Origin of the sequence: Bradyrhizobium sp. S3.2.6, assembly GCF_040546885.1 — a bacterium.
Lineage (GTDB): Bacteria > Pseudomonadota > Alphaproteobacteria > Rhizobiales > Xanthobacteraceae > Bradyrhizobium > Bradyrhizobium cytisi.
Genome location: NZ_JBEPOS010000005.1, coordinates 225,055 through 240,877 on the forward strand (window position 1 = coordinate 225,055; position 15,823 = coordinate 240,877).

Below are 15,823 nucleotides of genomic sequence, written 5' to 3' on the forward strand. Positions count from 1 at the left end.
AAACGCATCTCTCATGCGCAATCGCTTCGCTCTGTTCTCCTCCGCACTGGTGATCTTCACCGTCGTGATCTTCCTGTTCGAAGCCCACGCCGGCTCGACCCAGCTCGCCCCGGACCATTGCGGCTTCTGGACCACGATCGACGCCGGCTTGTCCTGCCGGTAGGGGCGGGGGGAACTACGCACTGCCTCCACATCGTCATTGCGAGCGCAGCGAAGCAATCCAGAATCTTTCCGCGGAGGGACTCTGGATTGCTTCGCTGCGCTCGCAATGACGAGGTTGGGGCTGCGCGCGCGCCACATCCTCGCTGTCATCGTCCGGCTTGACCGGACGATCCAGTATTCCGAGACTGTTGTGATTCACCGAGAAGCCGCGGCGTACTGGATTCCCCGCTTTCGCGGGGAATGACAGCGGGGGGCCTAAAACAAACTGCCCTGATCCACCGGCTTGCCCACGCGCTTCGGCGCGGGCTTCGTCTCCTGCGCCGCGGGCTTTGGCTGCGCCGGCGCGCGCTTGGCCACGGGCGCCGGGACATCGGCATCCGCCGTCGCGTTCACGCGTCCATCCGCAAACTCGATCGCGAGCCGCGCATTCGGTCCGACGCTATCCGCCGAATGCAGCGGATGCCCTGCGTCATCCCGCACCAGCGCAAAGCCGCGGGCGAGCACGCCGCGATAGGACAGTGCGGAGAGCAGCTTGCCGCTGTTCTCGACGCGGGCATCCAACCGCTGCAGCAAGGTGACAAGCGCGCGGTTGGCGCGCTCAGCGAGGCGATGCGTGCGCTCGCGCTGGCGGACAATCGCGTTGCGCTGGGCCTGCGCGTTGGAGAGTTTTGAGGCGCGCAGGCGCACTTCAAGCCCGGCGAAGCGGTCGCGCCGTTGCCGCAGCAGCGAGCGCGCCGACAGGCCGAGCCGTTCGCCGCACACGGTGAGCCGGTGGCTGGCCTGCGCGATCTGGCCGTGCAGCACCCGCAGCGTCAGCTTTGAGCTTGCCGCGGTAAACCTGCGGAAATGCGCATGCGTGTTGGCCTTGAGCCCGCGGGGCAGGGAGGCGCCCGCTGAATCCAGCCGCTGCCGCGGGATCGCGAGCAGATCGGACGCCGCGGGAAGGGCGCGTGCGGCGGCGCGCAATTCGCTGCGGCGGCTCTCGTGGGCACGCTGCCAATAGGCGCGCGTGCGCCGCGCCAGATCGGCGACCTCGACGAACAATTCGCTGCGCACCGGCACCGCCATCTCCGCGGCTGCCGTCGGCGTCGGCGCCCGCTTGTCGGCGACGAAATCGATCAGCGTGATGTCGGTCTCGTGGCCGACCGCCGAGATCAGCGGGATCAGGCTCTCGGCTGCGGCGCGGACCACGATCTCCTCGTTGAACGACCAGAGATCCTCCAGCGAGCCGCCGCCGCGCGCGACGATCAGCACATCGGGCCGCGGAATCTTGCCACCCGGGGCAATCGCGTTGAAGCCGCGGATCGCGGCCGCGACCTGCTCGGCCGAACCGTCGCCCTGAACTTTCACCGGCCACACCAGCACGTGGCGGGGGAAGCGGTCCTCGAGCCGGTGCAGGATGTCGCGGATCACGGCGCCGGTCGGCGAGGTCACGACGCCGATCACCTCCGGCAGCCATGGCAGCAACTGTTTTCGCGCTTCGTCGAACAGGCCCTCGGCGGCGAGCTTCTTCTTGCGCTCCTCCATCAGCGCCATCAGCGCGCCCATGCCGGCCGGCTCCAGCGCCTCGATGACGATCTGGTATTTCGATGAGCCCGGATAGGTCGTGAGCTTGCCGGTGGCGATGACCTCGAGCCCCTCCTGGGGCTTGAAGCGCATCCGGCCGTGCACGCCCTTCCAGATCACCGCCTCGATCTTGGCGCTCTCGTCCTTGAGCGCGAAATAGCAATGCCCGGAGGAATGGGCGCCGCGGAACCCGGAGATCTCGCCGCGGACCCGGACATGGCCATAGGTGTCCTCCACCGTCCGCTTCAGGGACTGGGAGAGCTCGGAGACGGTGAATTCGGGCGTATTGGGCAGAGGTTCCGCAGGCATCGGCAAACGATTCGGCATGTTGGGATCTAGCCCGACGTTAAGGATTTTCGCCGCGCGGCGCCAATCCGGGTATTGATATGGAGAGTACTCTGTAATATAGAGTTCTCTATTGTTGGACTTGTAAGGGAGTTTGGATCATGGCGACGCGGTTGCTGCGAGGTGCCCTGGGCTTGTTGAAATGGGGTCTGTGCGCGGTCGGTGCAGTGGCGCTGATCTTCATCGCCTTGATCGCCACTCCGTTGCAGCGGCCCGCCGAGATGCGCTCCGTCTCGGATTCCGCCAGGGGCATCGACTGGTCCACTCTCCCGCCGCTCGAACGCTTCCAGGCCCGCGACGGCACCTGGCTTGGCTTCCGGCACTACGCGCCGAAGGGGGCGGACACCGGCCGCGGCGCCATCTTCATCCATGGCTCGTCCGGCTCCTCAGGCACGGTCAATCATGCCCTGACGGCGGCGATGGCCGCGCACGGCGTCGAGACCTGGGCGCTCGACACCCGTGGCCACGGAGCTTCAGGCACGCGCGGCGACATCGGCTATGTCGGCCAGCTCGAGGACGACCTCGTCGACTTCGTCGCCCATGTCCGCAAGAGCGCGCCGGATCTGCCGCTCACTTTGGTCGGCCATTCCGCCGGCGGCGGCTTCTCGCTGCGCGTCGCGGCGACCCCGATCGTGCAGGACCTGTTCGTCCGCACCGTGCTGGTCGCGCCCTATCTCGGCTATGACGCGCCGACCAACAAGCCGCATTCCGGCGGCTGGGCCAATGCCGACATTCCGCGCTTCCTCGGCCTCGCCGCGCTGCGCAAGCTCGGCATCGATTGCTGCGCGCAGCTTCCGGTGCTGGCCTTCGCGGTGCCGCCGAATTCGGAACGGATTCTGACGGCGACCTATTCCGACCGCCTGATGCGTAACTTCGCCACGCATGGCTATCGTCTCGATCTGCCGGCGGTGACGCATCCGATGACGATCTTCGGCGGCGCCGAGGACGAGATGATGATCTCCGACAAATATGCCGAGACCGTGCAGGCCATCAGGCCGTCCGTCGACGTCAAGGTCATCGAGGGCGTCAACCACATGGGCATGGTCACCAATCCGAAGGCGGTCAATGCGATCGCCGAGGACGTGGCGACGCGCGGGAGCGGGCAGTCGTGATCGACAGCAAGCAGGCCTCCGAGGCGCTCGCCGAGATCGACGACATCGTCCAGCGCGTGCGGCAGTCGCGCATCTACGATCTCGCCAGCCAGATGATGATCATGTGGGGCGTGCTGGTGTTCGTCGCCAACATCGCGACCTGGCTCTGGCCCCGTGAAGCCTATTATTACTGGCTCGCGGTCTATGCCCTCGGCATCGTCGGCTCGTTCGCGATCAGCTCGGCGAACCAGACCGCGACGGGCGTTCGCAGCTTCGACCTGCGGATGCTGCTCGCCTTCCTGATGTTCGTCGCCTTCGGCTTCCTCTGCGCCCACGTCCTCGGCCATTTCACGCCGCGCCAGCAGGGCACGTTCTGGACCATCTATTTCATGCTGTTCTATGCGCTGGCCGGCCTCTGGTTCGGCTATGCCTTCGTCGTGATCGCGCTCGCGATCACCGCGTTGACGCTGGTCGGCTATTTCTTTGTCACCGGCGACGCATTTCTGCCGTGGATGGCCGTCGTCAACGGCGCCGGCCTGATCGTCGGCGGCCTCTGGATGCGACGGAGCTAGCGCCATGGCCGAGCTCGACGACATCATCCACCAGCCGCTGCGGCTCAAGATCATGGCGGCGCTGAATTCGCTGCCGGCAACCGCCGCGGGTCTCGAATTTTCCCGGCTCAAGAAGCTCACCGGCGCCACCGACGGCAATCTCGGGGCGCATATCGAGACGCTGGCCAAGGCCGGTTACGTCTCGGTCGACAAGGCTTTTGTCGGCAAGAAGCCGCAGACGACGGTCACCGCCACTGCGGCGGGCCGCGGCGCCTTCGCGCGGCATGTGGCGACGTTGCAGGAGATCATTGCGGGGAAGCAAGTTTAGCACGGGTCATTCCGTCGCGCAGCGACGTTTGCTGCAGATCGCGGTGCAGATTGCAGCGCCCTCCCCATTGTGGGAGTTTCGCGCCGAGCCAACCGATTGCAACGATAAGGGAAAGTTGAGTCGGTGTCCGTGTGGTGTCCCCATTACGGGGTTCCGCCCTTCCGCCGATGTCGGCCTCGGTGAGCCCGGCCTTGATCTGCTGCCCAAGCGAAGCGGCACGTCAAATACTGGCGGACAAGCTCGGCAAACGGCTCGACTCAAAGTAGCGAGTCGCCCAGTATTATTGAACTACGGGTCCGCTAGCGCCGCCGTACACCACGGCGTTAGGGACGATGCGGGCAACCTGTAGGCCTGTGGCCCGACCCCAACGCACTCGCCATCAGACGGCGATCCAGCGGAAGGATACTTGGGGGTGACGCAGGGTCTCCTAGCGGCGGTTCTAGAGCGCCAATAGTGGGCCAATGCACCCATGAACGACGGCTTATTCGTTCGATGGGACGTTTAACGCAACCCTCACGGATTGCGCGCGCGTGATCCGAGGGCATCAGCAATGAAACCTCAGATCAGACTAACCATCAACGTTAACGTTGCCGCGTGCCTCTTTGGCATCGCGGCAATCATAAAAGCGTTGATGTAACAGGGGGGCGGGAGTTTGCTTAGGCAGGCTTCCGCTTCTTCTGCTTCTTCGCTTTCGATTTTCTTTTAGCGGCTCATGCGGCGTTCGCAACGCGAACGGTAGCGTAGTCTCGAAATGCTCTCGAGCTTTTTTGGCAGTGAATTAACCGGTCTGTTTTGACATGAGCCAGCCTCTTTCCATCGTGCCCGACCATCATCTCCGCGCCATTGGTGCGGTCGTGGTCAACTGGCAAGCAATCGAGATGGTCATGGAGCTAGTGATACTCGGCCTCTATGAGATCACCCCGGATCGTGGCCTAGTAATTACCAGCAACCTTTCCTTTCCAAACAAACTCACAATACTCCAAATCCTAGCCTTGCGCGGCGCAATTCCCGACGAAAGCGATTCGGACATGCTCGTCGACATTTTAAAACGCATAGAGGCAGGCAGCAAAGACCGTAACAAAATCGTTCACGGTCTTTGGTCATCGAGTCCGGTTCAAGGCTTGGCAGAGCGAAAGGCAATTCGAGTGCGAGGCCGCCGCTTATCAGCCGTCACAGAAAAAGTGCCGCTATCTGAAATTGAGGTCATAGCCCGCAATCTCTTAGAACTCCGCTTCGAGCTGAGCGAACTAGCCGTCCGTTTGGGCCTTCGCCCGGAACTCGCCACGGGGAAGGCATCAAGCCAATCCCACGATTCCTGAGCGAGTGCACAGTCTGACGGATTTCCTTTAAGTCGCATTAGTTTTGCCAAAGGATGCGCGGAATAATCTCAAACCCTTAAGCAATGCAATTACGGTGACAGTGCACTAAATGGTATCAGCTCCGCTGGCTTTAGAGATTAGTGCACTGTCACCGTAATACCTGGTGCCGTCCGCCCCTGATCAGATCTGGGTCGCGGACATCACCTACGTCCGTCTCGCCAGGACCTTCGCCTATCTTGCGGTCATCCTCGACGCCTTCTCGCGCAAGGCGGTTGGCTGGGCCTTCGAGAACACGCTCGATGCCTCACTCGCGATCGCGGCATTGGACCGGGCAATCGCGGCCCGCAAGCCGCAACGCGGCAGCCTGATCCACCACTCCGATCGCGGCGTGCAATACGCCTCGATCGCCTACCGCCAGATATTAGCGGATCGTGACATCACGATCAGCATGAGCAGGCCGGGCAACCCCTTCGACAACGCCAAGGCTGAGAGCTTCATGAAAACGCTCAAGGCCGAAGAGGTCAACGGCAAGGCGTTCTCCGACATCCGAGACGCGCGTCGCCGGATCGATAGCTTCATCGCGGACGTCTACAACAAGGAACGCCTGCACTCAGCGCTCGGCTATCAATCGCCCCTTGAGTTCGAAGCCGTGTTCGCGCAAAACAAGGCACGATAACCCGTCGTGGCAACCGACCCTGTCACCGAGATTATCGTGTCTCACTTGAGGGGTGCAGTCCAGCACTGGACCGCACTAAACCAGTTTCGGCGATTTCCTATTCTCGCGGCAGCTCATTCTGCCATGGCAATTGCGCTACCGCCTCGCGACGTCTGAAGAGGACGGGTACGGCCGAATTTTCAGAGGGATAAAGTACGGTGAGAGTCTCTTCTGACACAATCATAAGGAAGCGCTGTGGCTCGGTTTGAGCGCTGAGTAAACTCCGTGACTTTTCATCCGAGGTTCGTTTGAACAGCCCAACGACCGCTCGGCCGCGCAAGGCACCGGTAAATTTCAGCTCATGTCGCACGGTCACGCTCGACGAGACCATTCCAAGCGCGGCGCTCAACGCATTGGCGGCACGTTGGTAACTCCCGTCCAAGCTCATTTGGTCGCCGTCAATCCTAAGGGACAACTCGCATTCCGGACCGACCCAAACAGTTGCTAGGTCAGTCAACTCGGACATTCCGAGGCTGTTTCCAAACGAGTTGTAGTATTCGGCGCGCTGCTTCGCTTGATCAAGCGTCGCCTCAACCGACTTTTGCTCAGCCTCTGAGTGCTCTCGAAGGGCCACCGACAGATGACCAACATTCGCATGAAACCCTTCAATAGTAAGCGCTTTAGTGCAAATCGCCTGAGCTTCGCTTACAAACCCTGCATTCAACAGCTGATAGCCAAGATTGGCCATCGCCAAAGTCTCGCCTGCCGTCTCCGATTTACGGAATGCTTGGACGGCGCGCCCCCTCACTTTGAAATTATTGTACGCGACACCGAGATTATTCCAGTCCATAGGTTGACGCTCATCGGCAGGGATTTGCAGATAGTGATGTAGTGCAAGGTCCTCATGACCGAGTTGCGAGTGCAAGTACGCCAACGCAAAGCGGGTCCGATAAGAAGCGGGTGATTGATCTATCTGGCCCTCAAGTACGCCAAGCTGAAAATACTGATCTTTCTGCAACTCGGCGAGATCAAGCATCGTCGAGTACAATTCCTTGAGCAGCTTCGCGTTACCGCCAGAGTGCGCCTCGGCACGAAGTTGTCTCAGAATTCGAGCCGCTTTTTGAGGATCGCCGCTTGTCTGATAGGCGGACGCGGCTCTACACAAACTGTCAAAGTGTTCTGTTTGGTCGGCTGTCTGGGCAGCAACTTCGTCATATAACCTTGCGGCAACGGCATCCTTGTCGAAATGACGAAGTGCACGGGCATAGAGCCGTCTAAATCGTGGTGATCGAAGGGTAGTCCTCCGACAAACGGCGTAACCTCTCCAGATCACCACCGCGACCAAAAATGAGACGATAGCAGTCGTCGCGCGCATCCCAAATCGCCTGTCGCACTTCAGCTGTCTTGCCGGACAACTTCAAGAAACCCTCTTTAAGTGCCACGGATGGAACGTTGCGCAGCACTGAGCGAAACTGGGCGCGCTCAAAATCGTCCTCATTCCAGGTCGCTTGCGGAGTAAGATCAGCTTCAGAAACCGGCTTGTCCTCCTTAGGAGGTTCCGGCGCAGTGGCCGTGGCCTCGACCGAACTGGACGAGATTGTCGCTTGGTCAAGACCAATGGCGTGAATCATCTCGGCCACTCGATTGAATACTTTCTCGGGAGCGCCGCGGGAAAACTGGATGTACTCGATGTTCCCCTGAAGCCCTCCCGGCGGCCTCACGCCATTCTCAACCAGAAGGACAACGTGCATGTCCCGTCCGATAGCGAGGCCGATTTCTTGGATGACCCAATCAGAGGTCTTCGATTGAAGCGCGTCTTCGGAGCAGATAAATCGCTTCAGAAATCTTGCGCCCGACGAAGAAGCGACGGCCAATTCCTTCTTCGTGCAAATTGCGATGAAAGTGTTGCAGCCCTTGACCAACTCCAAGACTTTCTCGGCAAGCTGCTTTGGTTCAGCGGCGCGGGCGTGAACCCAGGAGAACGAGGAATTAATTTTCGTAAGGGTGTCAAAATACTCAAGGAACTGAGTGACGACGTCTTTATCCTCATCAGTGAAGCTGTGGCCCACAAAGGCCCGTACCTTGACCATTTCCACTCCTCGACTGTGCCGGCTCTGACAATAGCCTATGATTCGGTGGGGTTGAGCGCGGTAGTTGACCGATAATAACAACCAAAGCGAGCTATACAGCGGTAAGCCCCGGAATGACGGGGAGTTTGGGGCCAGCCCTCTTGAGGCCTGCCGCGATTCGTGCGACCTCCGCCCCCAGCAAAACCCCTCATTCTGAGCCTTCGATGCACATTCTCCTGCTTGGTTCCGGTGGCCGCGAACATGCCCTGGCGTGGAAAATCGCAGCCTCCCCCCTGGTGACCAAATTCTGGTGCGCGCCCGGCAATGCCGGCATCGCGCGCGAGGCGGAATGCGTGGCGCTCGATGTTGCCGACCATGCCGCCGTGATCGACTTCTGCAAGACCAATGCGGTCGAGCTCGTGGTGGTCGGGCCGGAGACGCCGCTGGCGGCCGGCATCGTCGATGATCTCACCGCCGCCGGCATCAAGGCGTTCGGGCCGAACAAGATCCCCGCCCAGCTCGAAAGCTCCAAGGGCTTTACCAAGGCGCTCTGCACCGAATTCGGCATTCCGACCGGCGCCTACAAGCGTTTCACCAACGCCGATGACGCGCGGGCGTATGTGCAGAGCCAGGGCGCGCCGATCGTCGTCAAGGCCGACGGCCTTGCCGCCGGCAAGGGCGTCGTTGTCGCCAAGACCGTGCGCGAGGCCGAGGACGCCATCGCCATGATGTTCGAAGGCGCGTTTGGCGAAGCCGGCACCGAAGTCGTGATCGAGGAGTTTCTGCCAGGCCGCGAGATCAGCTTCTTCGCGCTTTGCGACGGCGAGACCGCCATTCCGCTCGCGTCCGCCCAGGACCACAAGCGCGTGTTCGACCACGATCTCGGCCCGAACACCGGCGGCATGGGCGCCTATTCGCCGACGCCGCTGGTGACGCCGGCGATCCACGACGCGATCATGGCCAAGATCATCCTGCCGACGGTGGCCGGCATGAAGCAGCGCGGCACGCCGTTCCGCGGCATTCTCTACGCCGGCATCATGCTGACGACGCAGGGCCCAAAGCTGTTCGAGTTCAACGTCCGCTTCGGCGATCCCGAGTGCCAGGTGCTGATGCTGCGCATGATGTCGGACATCGTGCCGGCGTTCCTCGCCGCCTGCGACGGGCAGCTGAAGAATTTCGATCTGCGCTGGTATCCGGAATCCGCGCTCACCGTGGTGATGGCCGCAAAGGGCTATCCCGGCGACTACCAGAAGGGCACGCGGATCGAGGGGCTCGATGACGCCGCCAACGTCGAGACCGTCGAGATCTTCCACGCCGGCACGGTCGAGAAGGACCGCGCCATCTTCGCCAATGGCGGCCGCGTGCTCAATGTCTGCGCGCTGGGGACGACCGTGACGCAAGCGCAGGCGCGCGCCTACCAGGCCGTCGACCGCATCAACTGGCCGGAGGGTTTTTGCCGCCGCGATATCGGCTGGCAGGCGGTGGAGGCGGAGAAGGCGAGGGGCTGACAGCGTTTTTTCGGCTCGGCGCGCAATGATTGGCCGCGCTCGTCGGCACTCCAAAAATGTGCAGTCAGGTCTTGAACTTAGCTACTGTGCATGGGGTTGTTTTCGACATTTTTGTTCTGAGGTGATGGAACTCATGTCCGATCTCGCCGATCTCTATCCCGGCTTCGCCTCCGAATGGATCAACACCTCGTTCGGCCGCATCTTCGCCCGCGTCGGCGGCAAGGGGCCGCCGCTGCTGCTGCTGCACGGCTTCTCCGAGACGCATGTGATGTGGCACCGCGTGGCGCCTGAGCTGGCCGACCGGTTCACGCTGATCATCGCCGACCTGCCGGGCTATGGCTGGTCCGACATGCCCGAGAGCGACGCGCTGCATATGCCCTACAGCAAGCGCGCGATGGCCAAGGCCATGGTGGAGGCGATGGAGAGCCTCGGTCACGTCCACTTCGCGCTCGCCGGCCACGATCGCGGCGGCCGGGTGTCGTACCGGCTGGCGCTCGATCATCCCGGCCGGCTGTCGAAGCTCGCCGTGCTCGATATCCTGCCGACCTATAATTACTGGGAGCGGATCAACCGCGCCTATGCGCTGAAGATCTATCATTGGACGTTTCTCGCCCAGCCCGCGCCGCTGCCGGAGACGCTGATCTCGGGCCAGGGCGAATTCTTCCTCCGCTTCAAGATGGCGAGCCAGACCAAGTCGAAGACGCTGGACGCGATCGACAAGCGCGCGCTCGATCACTACATCGCCCCGTTCCGCGATCCCGCCCGCATCCATGCGATGTGCGAGGACTACCGCGCCGGCGCCTATATCGACTACGACATCGACAAGGCCGATTTCGAGGCCGGCAAGAAGATCACCGTTCCCATGCTGGCGCTGTGGGGCGGCGTCGGCATCGCCCAGGCCGCCGCGACCCCGCTCGACATCTGGAAGCAATGGGCGACCAACGTCGAAGGCCAGCCGGTGGACTCCGGCCACTTCCTCACTGAGGAGAATCCGGACGTCACCGCGAAGGCGCTACGGGAGTTTTTCACGGGCGGTTAACGCCGCTCGCGAAAGAACTCCTTGAGCAGCCGCGCCGCCTCGCTCTCGCCGACCCCGGAATAGACGTCCGGCGCGTGGTGGCAGGTCGGCGACGCGAAGAACCGCACGCCGGACTCGACCGCGCCGCCCTTGGGGTCGGCCGCCCCGTAATAGAGCCGGCGGACCCTTGCAAAGGAGATTGCGCCCGCACACATGGTGCAGGGCTCCAGCGTCACGTAGAGGTCGCAGTCGACCAGGCGCTCGCTGCCGATTTTGCTGGCTGCCTCGCGCAGCGCAATGATCTCGGCATGGCCGGTGGGGTCGTAATCGGTCAGCGTCCGGTTAGCGGCGGTGGCGATCACCTCGTAATTGCGGACCACCACGCACCCGATCGGAACTTCGCCCGCCTTTCCGGCATTTTCGGCCGTTTTGAGCGCCAAATCCATGAAAGAGGGGGCTTTCAAGCCTCGTATCATCCGAAGAAACCTGCTAGTAGCTGCGCCTTCAGCAGAAGTGCTTACTGAATTTGCCTGAGCATGCGGCTCGACATGAGCGCGCACAATGCTTTTTGGCCACCCCCTGAGTGAGATTATTCATGCCTCGCGACAGCGACAAAGACAACGATTCCCGCGGCCGGCGAGGCCCGGCCAAAGGCGGCCGCAGCGGCAAGCCGCGCGGTCCCGACAAGAAATTCGCCAAGCGCGGCTTTGAGCCCAAGGGCGACGGCGACAAGCGTCCACCCCGTGGCGACCGCGACAGCCGCCCGCCCCGTGGCGACCGTGACAGTCGTCCGTTCCGCCCCCGCGCGGATGGCGATGCGCCGCGCCGCGATTTCAGCGACCGTCCGAAATTCAAGCGCGATGACCGTGGCGGCGAGCGCAGCTTCAAGCCGCGCGGCGACCGTCCGTTTTCCGATCGTCCGTCGCGCGATGGCGAGAAGCGCTCGTTCAAGCCGCGCGGTGACCGTCCGTCCCACGGCCGCGACGACCGCCCGCCGCGCAGTCGGGATCGCGACGACGCGCGTCCCGCCGGTCGCTTCGGCGACAAGAAGTTCGGCGACAAGCGGCCGTATGCGCCGCGTGGCGATCGTCCGGAACGCAAGTTCGACGGCGAACGGAAGTTTTCGCGCGATCGCGGCGAGCGGGACGATTCAAAGCCGTGGCAGAAGCGCGATGATCGTCCGCGCGGCGACCGGCCGCCGCGCAAGGACTTCAGCAAGGGTCCCCGCAAGGATTTCGGTGGGCGTGACCGCAGCGAGGACAAGCCCTGGCAGAAGCGCGAAGGCGGAGGTGAGGACCGTCCGCGCTTCTCGCGTTCCCGCGACGATCGCGCATCAGGTGATCGTCCGTTCCGGGAGCGACCCAAGTTCGATCGACCCAAGTTCGATCGACCCAAGTTCGATCGACCAAAGTTCGATCGCCCGCGTGAGGACCGTCCGAAATTCGATCGGCCCCGCCGCGATGGCGATGGCGACCGCGGTGCGCGCGGCGGCGACCGTCCGAAATTCGACCGCCCGCGCGAGCGCTCCGAAGGCCGCTCCGACTGGCACGAGCATCCCCGCAACGAAGGCCGCTTCGGCGACCGTCCGCGTCGTGAAAACGAGGACGAGAGCAGGATCTTCGAGAAGCGTCCGGCCTTCGGTGGCCGCGGTGCCTATCGCCAGCGCGATCGCGATTTCGAGGGCCGGCCGCGCCGGGAAGAAGCGCCGAAGCCGAAGAAGGCCGGCGAACGCATCGCCAAGGCGCTGGCGCGCGCGGGGCTCGCTTCGCGCCGCGATGCCGAGGAGATGGTCACGCAGGGCCGCGTCACCGTCAACGGCCGCGTGATCAACTCGCCGGCGCTCGACATCACGCGCAATGACGTCGTTTTGGTCGATGGCAAGCCGTTGCCGGAGCGCGAGCGCACGCGGCTGTTCCTCTATCACAAGCCGCGCGGGCTGATGACGACGCATGACGACCCCGAGGGCCGTCCGACCGTGTTCGACAATCTGCCGGAAGGGCTGCCGCGGCTGATCTCGATCGGCCGGCTCGACTTCAATACCGAAGGCCTCTTGCTGCTCACCAATGACGGCGGCCTCGCACGCACGCTTGAGCTGCCGGACACCGGCTGGCTGCGGCGTTACCGCGTTCGCGCCCATGGCGACGTCACGCAGGCCCAGCTCGATCAGTTGAAGGAAGGCATCGAGGTCGAGGGCGTCAAATACGGTCCGATCGAGGCGACGCTGGAGCGCGACCAGGGCGCCAATGTCTGGCTGGTGTTTGCGATCCGCGAAGGCAAGAACCGCGAGGTGCGCAACGTCTGCGCTCATCTCGGCCTCGAGGTGAACCGGCTGATCCGCGTCTCCTACGGTCCGTTCCAGCTCGGCGAGGTGCCCGAGGGCCAGGTCGAGGAAATCCGCGCGCGCGTGCTGCGCGATCAGCTCGGCGAAAAGATCATCGAGAAGTCGGGCGCGCAGTTCGACGTGCCGCAGAAGTCATCGTCGAGCGACGACGCCGAAGCGCCGCGCGAGAAGAAGCCTGCCGCCAAGCGCGATGTGATCGCTGACCGCAAGGGCCGCCGCGTGCTGGTGCAGCGCACCGGCAGCGACGAAGCGCGCGAGCGCAACGAGGCCGAGGCGAGCGGCTACGGCCCGCCGCGTCGTCCCAAGCGCGGCTATCACGGCAAGCGCGATCTGACGCCGCGGGAGGACTAGCTTGCGCGTCGTCGGCGGTCGTTTGAAGGGGCGCAATCTCGCCTCACCGTCTTCGCGTGACATCCGTCCCACGGCGGATCGCCTGCGTGAGTCGGTGTTCAACATTCTTGTGCACGCCTATGACGATCCGATCGAGGACGCACGCGTGCTCGATCTCTTCGCGGGCACCGGCGCGCTCGGCATTGAGGCGTCCTCGCGCGGCGCGAAGTTCACGCTGTTCGTTGACAACGGCGCGGAGGCGCGCGCGCTGCTCCGCAACAACGTCGAGTCACTCGGCCTCGGCGGCGTCACAAAAGTCTATCGCCGCGACGCGACCGATCTCGGTCCCGCACATCCCGTCGAGCCGTTCTCGCTGGTGTTTCTCGATCCGCCCTACGGCAAGGGCTTTGCGGAGAAGGCCCTCGCGTCCTTGCGCGATGGTGGCTGGCTGACGCCAGGGGCACTGCTGGTGGTCGAAGAGGCGAAAGCCGCGCAATTCGTGACGCCGGAGGGGTACGAGGAATTGGAGCGGCGGGCTTACGATGACACGGAGTTCGTGTTTTTGAAGCGCAACCCGTAACTCACCTTCGCCCGAACAACTTCTCCACATCGGCCAGCTTCAGCTCGACATAGGTCGGCCGGCCGTGATTGCACTGGCCCGAGTTCGGCGTATCCTCCATCTCGCGGAGCAGCGCATTCATCTCCTCCGGCCGCAGCCTTCGGCCGGCGCGCACCGAGCCGTGGCAGGCCATGGTGGCGGCGACGTGCATCAGGCGGCGCTCCAGCGGCAGCGCCTCGTCCCATTCGGCCATGTGCTCGGAGAGATCGCGCAAGAGCGCGCCCGCATTGGTCTTGCCGAGCAGCGATGGCGTCTCCCGCACCGCCACCGCGCCGGGACCGAAGGATTCGATCGCAAGACCAAATGATCCGAGCTCTTCGCTGCGTTCAAGCAGCCGCTCCACCGTGGCCTCGTCCATCTCGACGATCTCGGGGATCAGCAGGATCTGCCGCTGCACTCCGTTCTCGGCAAGCGATGCCTTCAGCCGTTCATAGACGATGCGCTCATGCGCGGCGTGCTGGTCAACGATGATGAGACCGTCGCGGGTCTGCGACACGATATAGGTCTCGTGGAGCTGCGTACGTGCAGCGCCGAGCGGACGGTCGACGAGATCGGCCACGGGCTGCGCCTCGAACCGAACGTCGGCGCTGGGCGCGCCAACATCGAACGCGGCCTGCGTGCGCTCGGCGAAGGCGGGCGCAGCGGAGCCTTCGAACGACGGCATTGGTGCGATCGGCGCGGATGGCGAAGCCCGCCAGTCCCAGCTTGCGGGGCGCGGCGTGAAAGCAGGCCGGAACGATGACAATACGGTCTCGCCGCTGTTGGCGGCGGTACGGCGGCCCTCGCGCGCGAGACCTTCCTTCAGCCCGTGCACGATCAGCGCACGCACGAGGCCGGCGTTGCGGAAGCGCACCTCCGTCTTGGCCGGATGCACGTTGGCGTCGACTTCGCGTGGATCCAGCGTGACGAACAGCGCCAGTACCGGATGCCGGTCGCGCGGCAGATAGTCGGCATAGGCCCCGCGCACAGCGCCCAAGATCAGCTTGTCGCGCACCGGACGGCCGTTGACGAAGAGATATTGGCCGAGCGCGTTGGCCTTCGTCAGCGCAGGTGCTGCAGCATAGCCGGCGACGACGACGCCCTCGCGCTCGGCATGGACCTCGAAGGCATGGCTGCGGAACTCCGTGCCGAGGATATCGCCGAGCCGCGTCAGCCGCCCGGCGGCACCGGGCAGCGCGGCGGCCCAGGTCACCGGTGCACGCTCTTCACCCGCAAGTGTGAAGGCGACATCGGGCCGTGCCATGGCTAGCCGCCGCACCACCTCGCGGATCGCTTCCGCTTCGGTGCGGTCGGTTTTCAGGAATTTCAGCCGGGCCGGGGTCGCATAGAAGAGATCGTTGACCTCGACGCGGGTGCCGTGCGCGAGCGCGGCCGGCATGATCTCGGATTTCTCGCCGCCCTCGACAGTGAGCGCCCAGGCATGCGGCTCGCTGGCATGCCGCGTGGTGATGGAGAGACGCGCGACCGAGCCGATCGAGGGCAGCGCCTCGCCGCGAAACCCGAGCGTGCGGATCTGGAGCAGGTCCTCGTCGTCGAGCTTGGAGGTGGCATGGCGCTCGACCGCGAGCGCGAGATCCTTCGCCGTCATCCCGCTGCCATCGTCGGTGATGCCGATTCGTCGCCGCCCGCCACCATCGGTGAAGACGTCGATCCGGCTCGCGCCGGCATCGATCGCGTTCTCGACGAGCTCCTTGACCACGCTCGCCGGACGCTCGACCACCTCGCCAGCGGCGATGCGGTTGACGACCTGCTCTGGAAGCTGACGGACGGGCATGGGGCTCGGTCTGGAGATTCGCTGGACGCGCTATTCTATGCCGTGTTGCGTCAAAAGCATGTGCCAGGCAACAGGATCGTGATCCAGCGGGGAAGATTGTGGACTATTGCGTTGAAGCCATTGGACGTTCGAGCAAATCGCGCCTCG

15 protein-coding genes are annotated in these 15,823 nt (G+C 63.6%); 10 read left to right on the forward strand and 5 right to left on the reverse strand.

Features of this window, described 5'->3' with window-relative positions; all coding sequences use genetic code 11:
* Nucleotides 1-13 precede the first annotated feature (13 nt).
* Nucleotides 14-163, forward strand: coding sequence for a hypothetical protein (locus ABID58_RS13285; protein WP_354032957.1), 150 nt, complete (start codon nt 14-16; stop codon nt 161-163).
* 254 nt (nt 164-417) lie between these two features.
* On the opposite strand, the gene xseA is transcribed toward ABID58_RS13285, so the two are convergent.
* Nucleotides 418-2,055, reverse strand: a complete 1,638-nt coding sequence (gene xseA / locus ABID58_RS13290) for an exodeoxyribonuclease VII large subunit (RefSeq protein WP_354032958.1) — start codon at nt 2,053-2,055, stop codon at nt 418-420.
* A 119-nt stretch (nt 2,056-2,174) separates the two neighbouring features.
* Between xseA and ABID58_RS13295 the strand changes: the two genes are divergently transcribed.
* The 5 genes from ABID58_RS13295 (at nt 2,175) to ABID58_RS13315 (ending at nt 6,038) form a co-directional block, all read left to right on the forward strand.
* Nucleotides 2,175-3,185: an alpha/beta hydrolase gene (locus ABID58_RS13295; RefSeq protein ID WP_354032959.1), complete on the forward strand. Its 1,011-nt coding sequence runs from the start codon at nt 2,175-2,177 to the stop codon at nt 3,183-3,185.
* Nucleotides 3,182-3,736 (forward strand): hypothetical protein, encoded by a 555-nt coding sequence (locus tag ABID58_RS13300; RefSeq protein WP_354032960.1) that lies wholly within the window; start codon nt 3,182-3,184, stop codon nt 3,734-3,736. Before ABID58_RS13295 ends, ABID58_RS13300 begins: the two co-directional genes overlap by 4 nt.
* Nucleotides 3,737-3,740: 4 nt before the next feature.
* Nucleotides 3,741-4,043, forward strand: a complete 303-nt coding sequence (locus tag ABID58_RS13305; RefSeq protein ID WP_028157942.1) for a winged helix-turn-helix domain-containing protein — start codon at nt 3,741-3,743, stop codon at nt 4,041-4,043.
* 797 nt (nt 4,044-4,840) lie between these two features.
* Complete coding sequence (locus tag ABID58_RS13310) at nt 4,841-5,362, forward strand: hypothetical protein (protein ID WP_354032961.1); 522 nt, start codon at nt 4,841-4,843, stop codon at nt 5,360-5,362.
* Between the two features lie 163 nt (nt 5,363-5,525).
* Nucleotides 5,526-6,038: an IS3 family transposase gene (locus ABID58_RS13315; RefSeq protein WP_354032962.1), complete on the forward strand. Its 513-nt coding sequence runs from the start codon at nt 5,526-5,528 to the stop codon at nt 6,036-6,038.
* Nucleotides 6,039-6,135: 97 nt separating this feature from the next.
* Here the strand turns inward: ABID58_RS13315 and ABID58_RS13320 are convergent, their stop codons facing one another.
* Nucleotides 6,136-7,392, reverse strand: a complete 1,257-nt coding sequence (locus ABID58_RS13320) for a tetratricopeptide repeat protein (protein WP_354032963.1) — start codon at nt 7,390-7,392, stop codon at nt 6,136-6,138.
* Nucleotides 7,292-8,107 (reverse strand): TIR domain-containing protein, encoded by an 816-nt coding sequence (locus ABID58_RS13325; protein ID WP_354032964.1) that lies wholly within the window; start codon nt 8,105-8,107, stop codon nt 7,292-7,294. Before ABID58_RS13325 ends, ABID58_RS13320 begins: the two co-directional genes overlap by 101 nt.
* Before the next feature lie 203 nt (nt 8,108-8,310).
* On the opposite strand from ABID58_RS13325, the gene purD reads away from it, so the two are divergent.
* Nucleotides 8,311-9,594 (forward strand): phosphoribosylamine--glycine ligase, encoded by a 1,284-nt coding sequence (gene purD, locus ABID58_RS13330; protein WP_354032965.1) that lies wholly within the window; start codon nt 8,311-8,313, stop codon nt 9,592-9,594.
* A gap of 133 nt (nt 9,595-9,727) precedes the next feature.
* Nucleotides 9,728-10,633 (forward strand): alpha/beta fold hydrolase, encoded by a 906-nt coding sequence (locus ABID58_RS13335; RefSeq protein WP_354032966.1) that lies wholly within the window; start codon nt 9,728-9,730, stop codon nt 10,631-10,633.
* On the opposite strand, the gene ABID58_RS13340 is transcribed toward ABID58_RS13335, so the two are convergent.
* Entirely contained in the window at nt 10,630-11,088 is a 459-nt protein-coding gene (locus ABID58_RS13340; protein ID WP_354032967.1) for a nucleoside deaminase, read from the reverse strand. The two genes, ABID58_RS13335 and ABID58_RS13340, sit on opposite strands and share 4 nt — an antisense overlap.
* 119 nt (nt 11,089-11,207) lie before the next feature.
* Here ABID58_RS13340 and ABID58_RS13345 point away from each other — a divergent pair, with 119 nt between their 5' ends.
* Nucleotides 11,208-13,304, forward strand: coding sequence for a pseudouridine synthase (locus ABID58_RS13345; RefSeq protein ID WP_354032968.1), 2,097 nt, complete (start codon nt 11,208-11,210; stop codon nt 13,302-13,304).
* Nucleotide 13,305: 1 nt separating this feature from the next.
* Nucleotides 13,306-13,863 carry a 16S rRNA (guanine(966)-N(2))-methyltransferase RsmD gene (gene rsmD / locus ABID58_RS13350; protein WP_148751089.1) on the forward strand — a complete coding sequence of 186 codons (558 nt, stop codon included), beginning with the start codon at nt 13,306-13,308 and terminating at the stop codon, nt 13,861-13,863.
* Between the two features lies 1 nt (nt 13,864).
* On the opposite strand, the gene mutL is transcribed toward rsmD, so the two are convergent.
* Complete coding sequence (gene mutL / locus ABID58_RS13355; protein ID WP_354032969.1) at nt 13,865-15,676, reverse strand: DNA mismatch repair endonuclease MutL; 1,812 nt, start codon at nt 15,674-15,676, stop codon at nt 13,865-13,867.
* Between the last annotated feature and the right edge of the window lie 147 nt (nt 15,677-15,823).

What these genes read in the sequence shown, in the direction of transcription:
- ABID58_RS13345 (WP_354032968.1), top strand. Translation starts at nt 11,208, where the DNA reads ATGCCTCGCGACAGCGACAAAGACAACGATTCCCGCGGCCGGCGAGGC.
- xseA (WP_354032958.1), bottom strand. Translation starts at nt 2,055, where the DNA reads ATGCCGAATCGTTTGCCGATGCCTGCGGAACCTCTGCCCAATACGCCC.
- ABID58_RS13285 (WP_354032957.1), top strand. Translation starts at nt 14, where the DNA reads ATGCGCAATCGCTTCGCTCTGTTCTCCTCCGCACTGGTGATCTTCACC.
- ABID58_RS13320 (WP_354032963.1), bottom strand. Translation starts at nt 7,392, where the DNA reads ATGCGCGCGACGACTGCTATCGTCTCATTTTTGGTCGCGGTGGTGATC.
- ABID58_RS13325 (WP_354032964.1), bottom strand. Translation starts at nt 8,107, where the DNA reads ATGGTCAAGGTACGGGCCTTTGTGGGCCACAGCTTCACTGATGAGGAT.
- ABID58_RS13295 (WP_354032959.1), top strand. Translation starts at nt 2,175, where the DNA reads ATGGCGACGCGGTTGCTGCGAGGTGCCCTGGGCTTGTTGAAATGGGGT.
- ABID58_RS13335 (WP_354032966.1), top strand. Translation starts at nt 9,728, where the DNA reads ATGTCCGATCTCGCCGATCTCTATCCCGGCTTCGCCTCCGAATGGATC.
- purD (WP_354032965.1), top strand. Translation starts at nt 8,311, where the DNA reads ATGCACATTCTCCTGCTTGGTTCCGGTGGCCGCGAACATGCCCTGGCG.
- mutL (WP_354032969.1), bottom strand. Translation starts at nt 15,676, where the DNA reads ATGCCCGTCCGTCAGCTTCCAGAGCAGGTCGTCAACCGCATCGCCGCT.
- ABID58_RS13340 (WP_354032967.1), bottom strand. Translation starts at nt 11,088, where the DNA reads ATGATACGAGGCTTGAAAGCCCCCTCTTTCATGGATTTGGCGCTCAAA.
- ABID58_RS13305 (WP_028157942.1), top strand. Translation starts at nt 3,741, where the DNA reads ATGGCCGAGCTCGACGACATCATCCACCAGCCGCTGCGGCTCAAGATC.
- ABID58_RS13310 (WP_354032961.1), top strand. Translation starts at nt 4,841, where the DNA reads ATGAGCCAGCCTCTTTCCATCGTGCCCGACCATCATCTCCGCGCCATT.